This window comes from Amycolatopsis sp. NPDC004625 (assembly GCF_040609695.1).
Lineage (GTDB): Bacteria > Actinomycetota > Actinomycetes > Mycobacteriales > Pseudonocardiaceae > Amycolatopsis.
The window spans coordinates 153,232-168,442 of the sequence record NZ_JBEXKX010000008.1 but is presented as its reverse complement, the minus strand read 5'-3'; the positions used below and the strand labels follow the sequence as shown (position 1 = coordinate 168,442).

Sequence of the window (15,211 nt, the reverse complement as noted above, 5' to 3'; positions counted from 1 at the left end):
GACAGGCCCTAGCGCCAGGACGGCAGCCAGCGCTCGGCCTCCCACTGGCCGTTCGTGATCGCGATGCCGTTCAGGATCGGCCACAGCCAGGCGAAGTTCGCCACCACCAGCCCGACGTACAGCGACACGACGAGCAGACCGGTGCCGCGTCTTTCGAACCCGCGCCTCGCGCCGCCGAGGATCTGGCCCAGGCACAGGGTCAGTCCCAGCACCAGGAACGCCGCCAGCGGGGTCGCGTAGAAGAAGTACATCTGGCGGTCGATGTTGGTGAACCAGAAGACGTACCCGCCGAGGTAGCCGACCAGCACGGCCGCGTAGCGCCAGTCCGCGCGGAAGATCGAGCGCCAGGCCGCCCAGCCGAGCATCGGGATCGCCAGCCACCACATGGCCGGCGTGCCGATCAGCATCGTCGCGCTGATGCAGCGGGCCTCGCCGCAGCCGGTGACGTCGCCGTTGTAGCTGTAGAGCATCGGGCGCAGCCCCATCGGCCACGTCCACGGCTTCGACTCCCACGGGTGCGGGTTGTCCTTGGGCGTGACCAGGGTTTCGTGGAAGTGCAGGACGTTGCCGGTGTAGTCGCCGAGCGAGCGCAGCGCGGGCGGCACCCACGACCAGAAGCCCGGCGCGATGTCCTTGATCTCGGTGTAGTGCCGGTCGGTGGCGGTTTCGCTGGCGAACCAGGCCCAGTACGCGGCGAAGTACATCAGGAACGGGATGACCAGGATCGCCCACAGCGCGGGCAGCACGTCCCGGCGGATCGTGCCCAGCCAGGGCCGTTCGACGCCGGCCGCGCGCCGCGCCGCGACGTCGAAGCCGACGCTGAGCAGCCCGAACGCGACGATGTAGTACAGCGCCGACCACTTGACGCCGAAGGTGAGCCCGATCATCAGCCCGGTCGCGAACCGCCACCAGCGGAAACCGAGCTTGGGACCCCACACGGACTCGTTGACCCAGCCCTCGCGGACCGCCGTCGCGAGCCGTTCGCGCACCTGGTCGCGGTCGACGAGCAGGCAGGCGAACGCGGCCAGCACGAACAGCGCGATGAAGATGTCGAGCATGCCCATCCGCGACTGCAGGTGCAGGACGCCGTCGCTGATCACCAGGATGCCGGCGATCGCGCCGAGCAGCGTCGAGCGCGTGAGGCGGCGGGCGACGCGCACGACCAGCAGCACCATCAGCGTGCCGGCCAGCGCGGGCATGATGCGCCAGCCCCAGCCGTTGTAGCCGAACAGCCATTCGCCGATCGCGATCAGCTGCTTCGCCAGCGGCGGGTGGACGACCAGCTCGTAGCCGTAGTTGTCCTCGTAACCGCCGTTGCGCAGCACCTGCCAGGCCTGCGGCACGTAGTGCTTCTCGTCGAAGACCGGGCTGCCCTTGTCGGTCGGGACGCCGAGGTTCTGCAGCCGGACGATGCCGCCGATCACGGTCAGCACGAGGGTGACGACCCAGCCGCGGAGCCGGTCCGCCGGCATGCCTCGGCCGAGCAGGGTCAGTTCGCGGTCGGTGGGCGGCCGGAGCGCCTCGACCGGGTCCGGCCGGACGCTTTCGTCGTCGGGACGGGTCAGCACGGCGGTCACGGGGCGATCCTACGGGCGGGACAGGGCGTCCGTCGTCCGGATCCGCTGATCAGCCTAGGCTGACGGGGTGACTTCGGGCCGCTTGATCCTCGCCGCCACCCCGCTCGGCGACGTCCGGGACGCTTCCCGGCGCCTGGCGTCGGCCCTCGCCGAAGCCGACGTCATCGCGGCCGAGGACACCCGGCGGCTGCGCTCGCTGGCCTCGGCGCTGGAGGTGACCCCGCGCGGGCGGGTGGTGAGCTTCTACGAGGACGTCGAGTCGGCGCGCCTGCCGAAGCTGCTGGAGGCGTTGCACGCGGGCGAGACGGTGGTCCTGGTGACGGACGCCGGCATGCCGAGCGTGTCCGACCCGGGGTTCCGCCTGGTGGCGGCGTGTGTGGCGGAGTCGCTGCCGGTGACCTGCCTGCCCGGCCCCTCCGCGGTGACGACGGCGCTCGCCTTGTCCGGGTTGCCGTGCGACCGGTTCTGCTTCGAGGGGTTCGCACCCCGGAAGCCGGGCGAGCGGACCCGCTGGCTGACGTCGTTGCGCGACGAGCCCCGGACGGCGGTGTTCTTCGAGTCCCCGCACCGGCTCGGGTCGTTGCTGGCGGACGCGGTGTCGGTGCTGGGCGAATCGCGGCAGGCGGCGGTGTGCCGTGAGCTGACGAAGACGTACGAAGAGGTGAAGCGGGGGACGCTCGCTGAGCTGGCTTCGTGGGCCTCGGAGGGGGTCCGCGGCGAGATCACGGTGGTGCTGGCGGGGGCGGCGCCGCGGGCGGTTTCGGTGGCGGACCTGGTGGACGAGGTCTCGGCGCGGGTGGCGTCGGGGGAGCGGTTGAAGTCGGCGGCGGCGGAGGTCGCCGAGGCGGCAGGGGTGTCGAAGAAGGAGCTCTACGACGCCGTGCTGGCCGCGCGGGTCAAGTGAGCAGTGCCGTGACCGCGGCGTGCGCCTTGGCCGCGTCCGGCGCGTCCCCCGTGATCACGTCCGTGTACACGAACGCCTCGCCGATCCGCACCAGCAGGTAAGCCAGGTCCGGCACCGGCAGCGGCGGGACCAGCCGCCCGGCCGCGACCTCTCCCGCCAGCAACGTCACCAGCTTCTCCGTCGTCCGCTGCTGGCACACGCTCGCCTTCGTCGTCAGCAGCCGCAACGCCCGCTCCGGCTCGCGGCGCAGGAAGTCGCGGAACGGCGGCGAGTCGTTCGCGAACCGGACGTACCCGCTCACGAAGTCCGCCACCCCCGCGGCGCCGCGGCCGACGCACGCCGGCCAGAGGCGGGCGATCGTGACCTCCGAGAGGGACCACAGGATCTCGGCCAGCAGCCGGTCGCGGCTGCCGGTACGGCGGTGCAGGGTGGCCCGGCTGATCGACAGCTCCTGCGCCAGCTCGCCCATGTCGAGCCGGCGGCCGGAGAGGAACCACTCACGGGCCACCTCGAACTCCTGAGACATATGTCAGAATGTCTCACAACCACGACCGAGAGGGAACGCGACATGCGCGCAGTGCAGGTGACCGAGTTCGGCGGACCCGAGGTGCTCACGCCGGTCGAACTGCCCGATCCGGTGGCCGGCCCCGGTGAGGTCCTGATCGACGTGGACCGCATCGGCGTCAACTACGCCGACACCCACCAGGCCGAGAACAGCTACCTCGCGCCGTCGCAGCTGCCGCTCGTGCCCGGCGGCGAGGTCGTGGGCACCCACGACGGCCGGCGCGTCGTCGCTCTGCTCAACGGTGGGGGCGGGTACGCCGAGAAGGCCGTCGCACCGCAGGCCACGACGTTCCCGCTGCCCGACGGCATCGACGACCTGACCGCGCTGTCCATGCTGGTCCAGGGCACGACCGCCTGGGTCCTGCTCCGGAAGAACGCCCACCTGGCCGAAGGCGAGTCGGTCGTCGTGCACGCCGCCGCCGGTGGGGTCGGGACCGTGGCCGTCCAGCTCGCCAAGGCGTGGGGCGCCGGGCGGGTCATCGCCACCGCGAGCAGCGAAGAGAAGCGCGCGCTCGCCCTCGAACTCGGCGCCGACGTGGCCATCGACTCCCGCGCGGAGGACATGACGGCCGCGCTGCTCGAAGCGAACGGCGGCCGTCGCGTCGACGTCGTCCTCGACATGGTCGGCGGGACGACGACCGACCAGAGCATCGCGGCGCTGGCCCCGTTCGGGCGTCTCGCGTTCTACGGCATGGCGGGCCGCGAGAACCCGAAGCCGGTGGAGCTGCGCAACGTCCTCGGCCACAGCACGACGATCAGCGGCATGTGGCTGCCGCACGTGTTCCGCCTGCCCGGCAACGTCTTCGGCACCGCCCTGACCGAGCTGTTCGACCTGGTCCGGGCGGGCCGCCTCAAGGCGATCCCGGGTGGCGAGTACGCCCTCTCGGACGCCCGCGGCGCGCACGAGGCCCTGCGCTCCCGCAAGACCGTCGGCAAGCTCCTGCTCGACCCCGCCAAGTAGCCCTCGTGAGTGGTAAGGCGGGTTCTAACCCGCCTTACCACTCACGAGCCGGCCAGCAGGGTTTCGAGGGGGGCGGCTTTGTGGAGGCACTCCTGCCACTCCGCCTCCGGGTCCGAATCCGCCGTGATGCCGCCGCCGACGCCGAGGGAAATGCGGCCCGACGCGATCTCGAACGTCCGGATCGCCACGTTCAGCTCCAGCCCCGCCACCGGCGACACCAGGCCGATCGCGCCCGTGTACACCCCGCGCCCGGCCGGTTCCAGCGCCGCGATCAGGTCCAGTGCGCGGATCTTCGGCGCGCCCGTCACCGAACCCGGCGGGAACGTCGCGGCCAGCAGCTCGGCGTCCGAAACCGTCGGGCGCAGCACCCCGGTCACCGTCGAATCCAGGTGCCACACCCCGGGCGCCGGGCGGACCCGCAGCAGGGACGGCACCGTCACCGAGCCCACCTCGCAGACCCGGCCGAGGTCGTTGCGCACCAGGTCGGTGATCATCACGTTCTCCGCGACGTCCTTTGCGGACCGACGCAGCAGCCGGGCGTTCCCGTCGTCGGCCGGGCCGCGGCGGGGCAGCGTCCCCTTGATCGGCGTCGACCGCACCGCGCGCCCGTGCCGGGCCAGGAACAGCTCCGGCGAAAACGACACCACCGATCCCCAGTCGCCGGACAAGCAGGCGGCGCGACGCGGGGACAGCGAAGAAACCCCGGCGGCGAACAACGCGGCGGGCGAGCCGGAGAAGGGCCCGGTGAACCGGCTGCAGATGTTGGCCTGGAACAGTTCGCCCGCCTCGATCGCGTGCACGCACGCCTTCACCGCGTCCCGGTGTTCCGACGGCAGCGGCCGCCGCAGCGGTCCCGCAGTCCACGAAAGCGGTGGCGCGGGCGAAGCCAGCAGTGACTCCATTGTGGACACCGACGGGCCGCCGCCGTCGAGGGACTCCAGGTGGCAGACGCCCGAAGCGGACCACCGCAGCACGTGGTCCGCCCAGCCCCAGGCGGACGCGGGCAGCGCGCCGGTCCGGCCCGACGGGTCCGCCGAGTCGTACGCCAGGTAGCCGAACCAGCCGCCGCCGATCACCTCGGGTGCGGCGTCGATCTCCGGTGGGAAGGACGGCAGCGCCGACGGGGAGACGGCAAGGGATGGCGCGATCACCGCCCGGGCGGAAAACCAGTCACCCGAAAGCATGGCGGGCGGCGGCAGGCCGCGGGCCGCGGCGTGGTGGGCCAGCACCGAGAAGGCGTGCGACGGTGTCACGTCCGTCCGGAGTGGCCTGCTCGTCACGCGCATGGCGACATACCACCACACGTCAGAGCAGCAGGTCGCCCAATGTGAACGGGTACACGACGGCGTTCTGCTCCACCGGCCCGGCGATGCCGGGGACGTCCGGGGTGTACGCGTGCTGGTGCACGCCGAGCCGCGAGTGGAACCAGCCCGGCCGCCCGGGGATGCCGTTGTGCCGGATCAGCCACAGCACGACCTCGCTGTCGGCCCAGCGGTCCGGGTGCAGCCGGTGCGCCCAGCAGTCGTGGTCGGCGTACACCAGCACCCGCTCGATGCGCGCCGCGTGCCGCACGTGCTTGATCCACGCCTTGACGAACCGGTCGTCGACGCTCGGCGCCGCCACCTCCAGGGCCGGTGCGAGCGAGCCGGGGGCGAACGCGCCGAGCCGGCTGGCCGTCCGCACGAAGAAGTCCGCCTGGTCGTGGACCGCGCCGGGCCGCGCGTAGTGCCGTCCGCCGGCGTGCAGCCCGGCCTCCTGCGCGCCGGCCAGGTTGCGCTCCGCCGCGGAATTGCTCCAGTTGACGTTCTCGCTGATCGTCACCGACACGAACCGGGTCTGCGCGGCGCGGACGGCCTGCCAGTCGGAGACGCGCTCGCGGTGCGACAGCGAGATGCCGAGTTCACTCTCCGGCTCTGTCACTGTCCGCCCCCGGCACGTCGGTGGAGAGCACACCATACGTCGCCGGAGGCGGACCCGCAGTGAACACGCGCCCGGTTGATCAGGCGTTTTCCTTCTGGAACGTCCGTGTTCCCCACCACACCGACACCACGGCCATCACCAGCACCACGACACTGCCCGTGAACAGGGCGTCCATCGTGAAGTCGCCGCGGAAGGTGTTCCGCTCGACGTCGACGACGTGCCGGAACGGGTTGATCTGCGAGATCCGGTACAGCCACGCCGGCGCGGCCCCGGACGTGATCGGCAGCAGGATCCCGGAAAGCAGCAGCAGCGGGATGAGCACCGCGTTGAGCAGGGCGGGGAAGGTCTCCTCGCTCTTCAGGGTCAGCGCCAGCGCGTACGAGCACGACGCCAGCGACACCGCCAGCAGGAACACGATGACCAGGCTCAGCAGGACGCCGCCGACCGGCGCGTCCAGGTCGAAGGCCAGGTAGGCCAGCGCGATGATCAGCAGGGCCTGGACCACCGCCTGCAGCGCGCTGGCCAGCACCTTGCCCAGCAGCAGCGCGACCCGGCTGACCGGCGTCACCCGGAACCGCTCGACCACGCCGGAGCGGTACTCGGCCAGCAGCCCGAACCCGACGAACGAGCTGCCGAACAGCGCCAGCTGGGCGATGAGCGCCGGGGTGAGCAGCATCCAGCCGTCCACTTCGGACATACCCTGGGCCTGCACGGCCCGGACCATCAGCGGGCCGAACAGGAACAGGTACAGCAGCGGCTGCATGATCCCGATCAGCACCCACGTCGGGTTGCGCAGCGCCGCCGTCATTTCGCGGCGGAAGATCAGCCAGGTGTCACGCAGCACGGGTGCCCTCCTCCGCTTCCCGCAGCGACCGCCCGGTCAGGGTCAGGAAAACGTCGTCGAGCGTCGGCCGGTGCACCTGGACCGACAGCATGGGGATGCTCTTCGCGTCCAGCGCGCGCAGCAGCTCCGGCAGCGCGACGTCGCCGCGCGGCACCCGGAACCGGACCTCGCCGCCGTCGGCGGACAGCTCCTGGGCGCCGGTGAGCCGCCCGGCGATTTCGGCGGCGTCCGCGCCCTGCTCCGGGGCGACGCCCACCTCGACGCGGTCGCCGTTGACGCGCGCCTTCAGCGCGTCCGGCGTGCCTTCGGCGACGATCCGGCCGTCGTCGATGACGATCAGCCGGTCCGACAGCGCGTCGGCTTCGTCGAGGTAGTGGGTCGTCAGGAAGACCGTGACGCCCTGCTCGGCGCGCAGCCGGCGGATGTGCTCCCACAGGTTGGCCCGGCTCTGCGGGTCGAGGCCGGTCGACGGCTCGTCGAAGAACACCAGGCCGGGCGCGTGGATCAGGCCGAGCGCGATGTCGAGCCGCCGCCGCTGCCCGCCGGACAGCGTCTTGGTCAGCCGCTGGTCCAGGCCGGTCAGGTCGAGCTGTTCGGCGAGTTCGGCGCCGCGCGCGATCGCGTCGGCCTTGCTCATCCGGTAGAGCCGGCCCTGCAGCTCCAGCTCGTCGGCGACCTTGCTTTCGGGGGCGGTGCCGCCGCCCTGGGCGACGTAGCCGATGCGCCTGCGCACGCCCAGCGGGTCGGACAGCAGGTCGCAGCCGCCGACGGTCGCGGTGCCCGCGGTCGGCTTCAGCAGCGTGGTCAGCATGCGCAGCGTGGTCGTCTTCCCGGCGCCGTTCGGCCCGAGGAAGCCGACCAGCTCGCCCGCCTCGACGTCGAGGTCGACGCCCTTCACCGCGTGGACTTCACCCCCGTTGCGGCCCTTGCGGCGGAACCGCCGCTCGAGACCGCGTGCCGTGATCATGGGATCCCCTCTCGAAAAGTAGTCAAGCTTGACTAGTTGAGGCGCACAGCGTGCCCGAGAAGGATGCGCTGGTCAAACTTGATTACTCGGCGGGAGGCTCGCCGAAGGCCCGGCCCGGATCGTCGGCCATCACGTACTCGCCCGCTTCCAGCCGGGCGATCAGGTTCCGGAGCCAGTCCAGGCTCGCCGCCGAGATCTGGGCCCACAGCCCGAACAACTCGGTGATGTGCGCGGGCTGCCCCCACTCGGAACCCTCGTCGATGAGCAGCCCCGCCCGCCGCACCTCGGCTTCGAGGTGGACGAGCCGCTGGTTCAGCATGCCGATCACCCGCTTGCGGGGCAGCGCGGTCATCAGCGAGATCGCGGCGGACAGCTCGGGGTGACCGACCTCGGGATCGGACAGGGCCGTGCCCAGCAGCAGGTGGAACTCGCGGTCACCGTCCTCGGTCACGCGGTAGGCGATCCGGTCCGGGCCGCCCTCGCCCGGCTCGACGTCGACCTGTTCCAGCAGATCCTCGGCCGTCATCTTCTTCAGGGCGTGGTAGATCGATCCGGGCTGGACGTTGGCCCACTTGTCCGCCGACCAGGTCAGCAGCTCGCGCCGCACCTGGTAGCCGTGCGCGCGGCCGTACATCCGTACCACCCCGAGCACGAGCAGCCGTGTCGCCGACAACCGGGGCCTCCCTCCCGACAAAGCGCGTGACGCCCTCCGTAGGCTAATAAGGTATGAGCACCCCTGTGTTGACCGCGGTGGCCTGGCCCTACGCCAACGGCCCCCGCCACATCGGCCACGTGTCCGGATTCGGCGTCCCGTCCGACGTCTTCTCCCGCTACCAGCGAATGGCCGGCAACCGGGTGCTCATGGTGTCCGGCACCGACGAACACGGCACCCCGATCACCGTCCAGGCGGACAACGAGAACGCCACCCCGCAGGAGACGGCGGACAAGTACACCCGGCAGATCGGCACCGACCTGCAGGGCCTCGGCCTCTCCTACGACCTGTTCACCCGGACCACGACCGGCAACCACGCCGAGGTGACGCAGCAGATCTTCCTGGCGCTGCACCGCAACGGCTACGTCGTGCCCAAGACCACGCGCGGCGCGATCAGCCCGTCCACCGGCCGCACGCTGCCCGACCGCTACGTCGAGGGCACCTGCCCGATCTGCGGGTTCGACGGCGCGCGCGGCGACCAGTGCGACAACTGCGGCAACCAGCTCGACGCCGCGGAGCTGATCAACCCGAAGTCGCGGATCAACGGCGAGACGCCGAAGTTCGTCGAGACCGAGCACTACTTCCTCGACCTGCCGGCGTTCACCAAGACCCTCGGCGACTGGCTGGGCACCAAGAACGACTGGCGCCCGAACGTCCTCAACTTCACCAAGAACCTGATCGACGACATGCGGCCCCGGCCGATCACCCGCGACCTCGACTGGGGCGTCAAGATCCCCCTCGACGGCTGGCGCGACCAGCCGCTGAAGCGGTTCTACGTCTGGTTCGACGCGGTGATCGGGTACTTCTCGGCCAGCGTCGAATGGGCGCGGCGCTCCGGCAACCCGGACGCGTGGCAGGAGTGGTGGAACAACGCCGACGCCCGGTCGTACTACTTCATGGGCAAGGACAACATCACCTTCCACGCCCAGATCTGGCCGGCGCTGCTGTTCGGGCACAACGGCGAGGGCGACAAGGGCGGCGAGGCGGGCAAGTACGGCAAGCTGCACCTGCCGGACGAGATCGTCTCCAGCGAGTTCCTCACCATGAGCGGTTCGAAGTTCTCGACCTCGCGCGGGCGCGTGATCTACGTCGAGGACTTCCTGCGCGACTTCGGCCCGGACACGCTGCGGTACTTCATCTCGGTCGCCGGCCCGGAGACCCAGGACACCGACTTCACCTGGGACGAGTTCGTCCGCCGGACCAACTTCGAGCTGGCCAACGAGTGGGGCAACCTGGTCAACCGGTCCATCTCGATGGCGCACAAGAACGTCGGCGCCATCCCGCGTCCGGAGGCCCCGACGGCGGCCGACGAGGACCTCAAGGCGTTGTCGCGCAAGGCGTTCGACACCGCGGGCGCGCACCTGGCCCGGTCCCGGTTCAAGCTGGCGGCGGCCGAGGCGATGAAGGTCGTCACCGCGGCGAACAAGTACATCTCCGACCAGGAGCCGTGGAAGCTCAAGGACGACCCCACGCGGCGCGACACCGTGCTGCACACCGCGCTGCAGGTCGTCTCGGACGCCAACACGCTGCTGACGCCGTTCCTGCCGCACTCGGCCCAGAAGGTGCACGAGGCCCTCGGCGGCACCGGCGTCTGGGCCGCCCAGCCGGAGCTGCGCGAGGTCGACGACCTGGACATCGCCGGCCGGGTCAACCCGATCCTCACCGGCGACTACGCGGGCGAGCAGGCGAAGTGGGAGTCGACGCCGATCGAGGTCGGCAAGCCCCTGCAGAAGCCGTCGCCGCTGTTCACCAAGCTCGACCCGGCGCTGGGTGAAACCGGCCCGGAGTGGGCGCCGATCACCAAGGAGTAAGAGGTAGTGCATGGGTGACGAGAAGCGCGAGCTGCCGCCTGTCCCGGACAGGCTCCCGGTGTCGGTGGTGGACGCGCACACCCATCTCGACGCGTGCGGCGCGGTCACCGCGGCCGATGTCACGGCCATGGTCGACCGCGCCGAGCGCGCTGGCGTCGCCCGCGTCGTCACGGTCGCGGACGACCTCGCCTCGGCCCGCTGGGCCGCGGAGGCCACCACCTGGGACAACCGGGTGTGGGCCGCCGTCGCCATCCACCCGACCCGGACCAAGGAGTTCGGCGAGGCCGAGCGGGCCGAGATCGAGCGGCTGGCCGGGCACGAGCGCGTGGTCGCCGTCGGCGAGACCGGCCTCGACTACTACTGGGACTACTCGCCCCGCGACGCCCAGCAGGAGGCGTTCCGCTGGCACATCGACCTCGCGAAGCGGCTCGGCAAGCCGCTGATGATCCACGACCGCGAGGCCCACGACGACGTGTTGCGCATCCTGGCCGAAGAGGGTGCGCCGAATGCCGTAATTTTCCACTGCTTTTCCGGCGACGCGGAAATGGCCCGCAAGTGCGTCGACGCGGGCTTTGTCCTTTCCTTCGCGGGAACGGTGACGTTCAAGAACGCGAAGGGGCTCCACGAGGCGGCCCGGCTCTGCCCGCCCGGGCAGTACCTCGTCGAGACCGACGCGCCGTTTCTGACCCCCCACCCGTTCCGTGGGCGGCCGAACGAGCCGTACGGCGCTGCCTACACCGTCCGTCACCTCGCGACGCTCAGGGGCGAAGCTGTCCACGAAGTCGCCGAATCGGTCCGGACCACCGCCGAGCGGGTGTACCGACTCCCCAGCGTCACCTGGGGTTGAACGCATTGCGACAACAGGGTTCCCGGCTCGGCCACCTGATGGAGTGACGGGGATCACGACACTCCGGGGGGTGTTTGCGCAACCCGCCGCGACCCGTTACTGTCCCGTGATCGTGCCGGTCGGACCTGCGCTCAGCAGTTGCCGAACGTCACGCCCAGTCGTAGAGACGGCGCCCCCGACCGTCGTCTCGTGAAAGGGAACGATCCCCGGTGACAGGTAGCAGACAGGCTGGAGCGCGCTCCGCCGTCCTCGAACGCAGTCATTTCGAGGACACGGCATACGGCCAGCTCGACTTCTCCGACGACCCGAACATCACGCAGCAGGACATCCTGGCCGCGCTCGGCCCGGACGCCGACGCGATGATGGCCGAGATCGACGTCGACGTCGACGAGCTGATCCGGCTCATCAACGCCGAGACGACGTACCTGCCGCCGATCGTCATCCCGGACGGCCTCGAGGAGGACCGCACCGCTTCCCCCGAAGCGCGTCGTGCGGCTCTGGACGAGGGCCTCCGCCAGACCACGAAGGTCTGGAAGCGCCGGTTCCTCAAGGGCGCCGTCCTCAGCGTCATGATCAGCGTCGCCGGCGGCGGCGCGGCCGCGCTGGCGATGAACAAGAGCATCACCGTCGACGTCGACGGCCACCAGCAGACCGTGCACTCCTTCGGCGGCACTGTCGGCGAGGTGCTCGAAGACGCGGGCCTGTCCGTCGGCGAGCACGACTCGCTGTCCCCCTCCCCGCAGGCGGAGGTCGGCGACGGCGGTGTCATCAAGCTCGAGCGCGGCCGCCAGCTGAAGATGATCGTCGACGGCACCGAGCGCACCTCCTGGGTCCGCGCGACGCACCTCGGCGACGCCCTGAGCCAGCTCGGCATGGCCGAGACGGACAAGGCCGGCACGTGGATGTCGATGCCGAAGGACGGCGAGCTGCCCCTGCAGGGCGCCACCGTCGAGATCAAGACCCTGAAGAACATCACCCTGTACGACGGCGCCAACGCGCCGAAGCAGGTGAAGACGACCGCGGTCACGACGAAGGAGTTCCTGGGCGAGTACAAGCTCACCCTGGGCCCGGAGGACGCCGCCGAGGGTGGTCTGGACGTCAAGCTGACCGACGGCGCCGAGGTGCACATCAGCCGCACCGGCGTCTCGACGGTCACCCAGAAGGAGAGCATCGACCCGCCCGAGCAGCGCGTCGACGACCCGGACCTGGACAAGGGCAAGACCAGCGTCGAAGACCCGGGCACGCCCGGCGAGAAGATGGTGACCTACAAGGTCACGCAGAAGAACGGCAAAGAGGTCGGGCGGGAGACCGTCTCCGAGCAGGTCATCACCCAGCCGAAGCCGAAGATCATCCACGTCGGGACGAAGAAGGCCCCGACGCCGGACATCGGCGACGGCTCGGCGTGGGACCGCATCGCGCAGTGCGAGTCGGGCGGCAACTGGGCCACCAACACCGGCAACGGCTACTACGGCGGCCTCCAGTTCGACAAGCAGACCTGGAACGCCTACGGCGGCTCCCAGTACGCGGCCCTGCCGAACCAGGCCTCCCGCGAGCAGCAGATCGCGGTGGCGGAGAAGGTCCGCGACGCCCGCGGCGGCTACGGCGCCTGGCCCGTCTGCGGCAAGAAGGCCTGACACCCTTTCCGAACGGCCCCCGTCCCACTCAGGGACGGGGGCCGTCTCGCGTTGGGTGGTCTGCCGCGGCGGTCGTGAGTGGTAAGGCGGGTTCTAACCCGCCTTATCACTCACGACTACTTGCACCGAGCGGACCGGGGCGGAGCACGATGGGTAGGCTCGTCCGGTGGTTGAACTGCTGGGACCTGCCGAGATCCGGGGGCTGGCGGCCGAACTCGACGTTCGGCCGACCAAGAAGCTCGGGCAGAACTTCGTGCACGATCCCAACACCGTCCGCCGGATCGTCGAGCTGGCGGGCGTCTCCGCCGGTGACGTCGTCCTCGAGGTCGGACCCGGGCTCGGTTCGCTGACGCTCGGGCTGCTCGCCACCGGCGCGCGCGTCGTCGCCGTCGAGATCGACCCCAAGCTCGCCGAGCGGCTCCCGAAGACCGTCGCCGAGCGGGGTCCGGAAGCCGCGGAACGGCTGACCGTCGTCGGGGCCGATGCCCTGCGCGTCACCCGCGGAGAACTGGGCGAGCCGACCGCGCTCGTCGCCAACCTGCCCTACAACGTCGCCGTGCCGGTCGTGCTGCATCTGCTCGCCGAGGTGCCGTCGCTGAAGAGCGGGCTTGTCATGGTCCAGACCGAGGTCGCCGACCGGATGGCCGCCGGCCCCGGCAGCCGGATCTACGGCGTGCCGAGCGTCAAGCTCGCCTGGTACGGCCCCGCACGCAAGGTCGCCGCCGTGCCACGCTCGGTGTTCTGGCCCGTGCCGAACGTCGATTCCGCGCTCGTCGCGTTCGAACGCGGCGAAACGACGGCGTCCGCGGACCGGGACCTCCTCTTCGGCCTGGTGGACGCGGCCTTCTCACAGCGCAGGAAGACCCTCCGCGCCGCGCTCGCGGGCTGGGCGGGCTCGGCCGAGCGGGCCGGCGAGCTGCTGACGGCCGCCGGGATCGACCCGAAAACCCGGGGCGAGCAGCTGGACGTGCACGCCTTCGCCCGGATCGCCGCCGCGCGTTGAGCATCCACAGTGGAGGCGTGAAAATACGCCCCCGTCGCCCGTGATCCCGTCATCCGGACACCGCCACTCGTGTGATCTGGGCCAACAGGCTTGCGTTCGCTCCTCGGGATCGGTTTTACTCAGTACGTCCATCCCGAGCGACTGAGAGACCTGGCTCGCCGAAGTCGCAGCAACCACCCTCCACAGGGCAGGTGCTACCGCCAGGACCGATGGAGGCCGTTTTCGATGAAGAGGGTAGCTCGCCCCCTGCTCCTGACCAGGCGTCGCGTAGTCGACGAAGGCCGCCGCTCCGTGACCGCATGTCGACGCTCCCGCTGAGCTTGTCCTAGCCGGTCCACCTCTTCTTCACGCACCGTCCCAATCGGACGGACTTCGCTTGCGGCCGGGCGCCCCCGCGCGGGTGCGCCCCGTTTTCTGGAGCCTTCGTGATCACCGTCGAAAACCTGTCCAAATCCTTTGCCACCAACGGAAATTCGGTCCTCGCCCTGCGGGACGTGAGCGTCGACGTCCAGGCCGGCTCACTGTTCGGCGTGGTCGGCCCGGCCGGGTCCGGCAAGTCCGTCCTCGCCCGGTGCATCGCGCTGCAGGAGCGCCCCGACCGCGGTGTCGTGCGGCTCGACGGCCTCAACACCGGCACCCTCGACGGCCGCCGCCTCCGCGAAATCCGCCGTCAGCTCGGCGTGGTGTCCACGAAACCGGAGCTGATCGCCGAGCGCACCATCGCCGGCAACATCGCCTCCCCGCTCGAGCAGCTCGGCGTCGACGGCCCGCAGCGCCGCAGCCGGGTCGGCTCGCTGCTCGACCTCGTCGGCCTGACCCCGCGTGCCGCGCAGCGCCCCGGTGAACTGACCGTCGGCCAGCTCCGCCGCGTCGCGGTCGCGAAGGCTCTGGCGGCGGCGCCCGCCGTGCTGCTCGCCGACGACCCGACCGCCGGTGTCGACCCGGAGGAGGCCGGCGCGGTGCTCACCGTCCTCGACCGGGCCCGGTCCGAGCTCGGGGTCACGGTCGTCGTCACGACGCCGGACGCGGGCGTGGTCCGCCGGGTCTGCGACGACGTCGCGGTGCTGGAGGACGGCACCGTCGTCGAGCGCGGCTCGGTGCTCGACCTGATCTCCGACCCCGCCAGCCGCACCGCGCAGGCGCTCCTGCCGGCCATCGAGACCACCCGCTCGCAGACGGCGCGCTACGACCGCTCGGCGGACGTCGTGCTGGTCGGCTTCGCCTCGGTGGGCGCGCTGCTGCCCGAGGCCGCGGGCCGGTTCGACGTCGAGTTCGCCACCATCGGCGGCGGCCTGACCCGCATCGGCGACACCCCGGTCGGCCGCTTCCGCCTGGGTGTCCGCGGCGAGCGGGCCGACGCGGCCCTGGCCTGGGTCGCCGAGCGCGGCGGCCACGTGACGCACACCGCGCGTGGCCCGCAGGGTGTCGCCGCCGCCTGACCCCCGGCTGGTCACCGCCCCGATGCGC

Annotated in this window: 14 protein-coding genes and 1 riboswitch; of the genes, 7 read left to right on the top strand and 7 right to left on the bottom strand. The window is 71.0% G+C overall.

Annotated elements, in window-relative coordinates; all coding sequences use genetic code 11:
• Positions 1-8 precede the first annotated feature (8 nt).
• Positions 9-1,577 (bottom strand): phospholipid carrier-dependent glycosyltransferase, encoded by a 1,569-nt coding sequence (locus ABZW17_RS11870; protein WP_354812338.1) that lies wholly within the window; start codon positions 1,575-1,577, stop codon positions 9-11.
• 67 nt (positions 1,578-1,644) lie between these two features.
• Between ABZW17_RS11870 and rsmI the strand changes: the two genes are divergently transcribed.
• On the top strand, positions 1,645-2,481 hold the full coding sequence (gene rsmI / locus ABZW17_RS11865; RefSeq protein WP_354812336.1) for a 16S rRNA (cytidine(1402)-2'-O)-methyltransferase: 837 nt from the start codon (positions 1,645-1,647) through the stop codon (positions 2,479-2,481).
• Here the strand turns inward: rsmI and ABZW17_RS11860 are convergent.
• Complete coding sequence (locus ABZW17_RS11860) at positions 2,474-3,007, bottom strand: QsdR family transcriptional regulator (protein ID WP_354812334.1); 534 nt, start codon at positions 3,005-3,007, stop codon at positions 2,474-2,476. The two genes, rsmI and ABZW17_RS11860, sit on opposite strands and share 8 nt — an antisense overlap.
• A gap of 42 nt (positions 3,008-3,049) precedes the next feature.
• Here ABZW17_RS11860 and ABZW17_RS11855 point away from each other — a divergent pair, with 42 nt between their 5' ends.
• Positions 3,050-4,006 carry a zinc-binding dehydrogenase gene (locus ABZW17_RS11855; RefSeq protein WP_354812332.1) on the top strand — a complete coding sequence of 319 codons (957 nt, stop codon included), beginning with the start codon at positions 3,050-3,052 and terminating at the stop codon, positions 4,004-4,006.
• Between the two features lie 41 nt (positions 4,007-4,047).
• Here the strand turns inward: ABZW17_RS11855 and ABZW17_RS11850 are convergent, their stop codons facing one another.
• The 5 genes from ABZW17_RS11850 to ABZW17_RS11830 all read right to left on the bottom strand — a co-directional run bounded on the left by ABZW17_RS11850 (position 4,048) and on the right by ABZW17_RS11830 (position 8,410).
• Entirely contained in the window at positions 4,048-5,292 is a 1,245-nt protein-coding gene (locus tag ABZW17_RS11850; RefSeq protein WP_354812330.1) for an aminodeoxychorismate synthase component I, read from the bottom strand.
• A 19-nt stretch (positions 5,293-5,311) separates the two neighbouring features.
• Positions 5,312-5,926, bottom strand: coding sequence for a GH25 family lysozyme (locus ABZW17_RS11845; protein WP_354812328.1), 615 nt, complete (start codon positions 5,924-5,926; stop codon positions 5,312-5,314).
• 79 nt (positions 5,927-6,005) lie between these two features.
• Positions 6,006-6,770 carry an ABC transporter permease gene (locus ABZW17_RS11840; RefSeq protein WP_354812326.1) on the bottom strand — a complete coding sequence of 255 codons (765 nt, stop codon included), beginning with the start codon at positions 6,768-6,770 and terminating at the stop codon, positions 6,006-6,008.
• On the bottom strand, positions 6,760-7,737 hold the full coding sequence (locus ABZW17_RS11835; RefSeq protein ID WP_354812324.1) for an ATP-binding cassette domain-containing protein: 978 nt from the start codon (positions 7,735-7,737) through the stop codon (positions 6,760-6,762). Before ABZW17_RS11835 ends, ABZW17_RS11840 begins: the two co-directional genes overlap by 11 nt.
• Before the next feature lie 82 nt (positions 7,738-7,819).
• Complete coding sequence (locus ABZW17_RS11830) at positions 7,820-8,410, bottom strand: PadR family transcriptional regulator (protein ID WP_354812322.1); 591 nt, start codon at positions 8,408-8,410, stop codon at positions 7,820-7,822.
• 53 nt (positions 8,411-8,463) lie between these two features.
• Here ABZW17_RS11830 and metG point away from each other — a divergent pair, with 53 nt between their 5' ends.
• From metG to ABZW17_RS11805, 5 genes are all read left to right on the top strand, one after another.
• Positions 8,464-10,260 (top strand): methionine--tRNA ligase, encoded by a 1,797-nt coding sequence (metG, locus tag ABZW17_RS11825; protein ID WP_354812320.1) that lies wholly within the window; start codon positions 8,464-8,466, stop codon positions 10,258-10,260.
• 10 nt (positions 10,261-10,270) lie between these two features.
• Positions 10,271-11,107, top strand: coding sequence for a TatD family hydrolase (locus ABZW17_RS11820; RefSeq protein WP_354812318.1), 837 nt, complete (start codon positions 10,271-10,273; stop codon positions 11,105-11,107).
• 209 nt (positions 11,108-11,316) lie between these two features.
• A complete protein-coding gene (locus ABZW17_RS11815) occupies positions 11,317-12,741 on the top strand; it encodes a transglycosylase family protein (RefSeq protein WP_354812316.1) in 1,425 nt (474 codons plus the stop codon).
• Positions 12,742-12,907: 166 nt separating this feature from the next.
• Positions 12,908-13,744, top strand: a complete 837-nt coding sequence (gene rsmA, locus ABZW17_RS11810) for a 16S rRNA (adenine(1518)-N(6)/adenine(1519)-N(6))-dimethyltransferase RsmA (protein ID WP_354812314.1) — start codon at positions 12,908-12,910, stop codon at positions 13,742-13,744.
• Positions 13,745-13,869: 125 nt separating this feature from the next.
• Positions 13,870-13,960, top strand: a riboswitch (SAM riboswitch).
• A 209-nt stretch (positions 13,961-14,169) separates the two neighbouring features.
• Entirely contained in the window at positions 14,170-15,183 is a 1,014-nt protein-coding gene (locus ABZW17_RS11805; RefSeq protein WP_354812312.1) for an ATP-binding cassette domain-containing protein, read from the top strand.
• Positions 15,184-15,211 lie beyond the last annotated feature (28 nt).

Bases quoted from the DNA above. Each gene is read 5' to 3' on its own strand.
- ABZW17_RS11850 (WP_354812330.1), bottom strand. From the start codon at position 5,292: ATGCGCGTGACGAGCAGGCCACTCCGGACGGACGTGACACCGTCGCAC.
- ABZW17_RS11820 (WP_354812318.1), top strand. From the start codon at position 10,271: ATGGGTGACGAGAAGCGCGAGCTGCCGCCTGTCCCGGACAGGCTCCCG.
- ABZW17_RS11860 (WP_354812334.1), bottom strand. From the start codon at position 3,007: ATGTCTCAGGAGTTCGAGGTGGCCCGTGAGTGGTTCCTCTCCGGCCGC.
- ABZW17_RS11835 (WP_354812324.1), bottom strand. From the start codon at position 7,737: ATGATCACGGCACGCGGTCTCGAGCGGCGGTTCCGCCGCAAGGGCCGC.
- metG (WP_354812320.1), top strand. From the start codon at position 8,464: ATGAGCACCCCTGTGTTGACCGCGGTGGCCTGGCCCTACGCCAACGGC.
- ABZW17_RS11855 (WP_354812332.1), top strand. From the start codon at position 3,050: ATGCGCGCAGTGCAGGTGACCGAGTTCGGCGGACCCGAGGTGCTCACG.